Here is a 457-nt window from a genome sequence, read left to right as displayed (position 1 = left end):
GTTATGCCGAGCAAGATCAAAGAGCCACCATCGACGCCCGCACCGGAGAAGGTACCTGTGCAACGCCGGGACAAAGAAGCCCCGCCCGAGCTTGAGCATGTCGACCCGCCACCCCGAGATGTGCGAGAGGCACCGGCACCCAACCGAACGGCGACAAGAGATAAGATCGCCGAGATCGCAGCAAGGCCTTATGCCTGCTCGCGCGAACCTTCCCGATGCCGCGGCGTCATCGAGAGCGCTGGACAGCGGCGCCAGGTCAAGTTGAGAATCAACCTGCTGACCACGATTTTGCAGACATGCCATAGATCAGCCCCTATGGGCGACCTGACCGTCTCAAGGGCTTGAAAAATTTGGCTCCCCGGGCCGGATTCGAACCAGCGACCAACCGGTTAACAGAGGGTTTCCAATGTGATTTTCTGGATCAGCGTGCGACAGCCTGAATTTCTAAAAATTCTTT

The 457-nt window shown here is 57.8% G+C and carries 1 protein-coding gene; it reads left to right on the top strand.

Annotated elements, in window-relative coordinates; all coding sequences use genetic code 11:
* Positions 1-345: hypothetical protein (locus EN984_RS38470; RefSeq protein ID WP_206517603.1), on the top strand; the 345-nt coding region annotated here is incomplete at its 5' end.
* Between the last annotated feature and the right edge of the window lie 112 nt (positions 346-457).

Origin of the sequence: Mesorhizobium sp. M7A.F.Ca.CA.004.12.1.1, assembly GCF_003997835.1 — a bacterium.
Taxonomy (GTDB): domain Bacteria; phylum Pseudomonadota; class Alphaproteobacteria; order Rhizobiales; family Rhizobiaceae; genus Mesorhizobium.
Note: the sequence above shows the minus strand (reverse complement) of the source record. Positions and strands in the feature narration are given on the sequence as shown.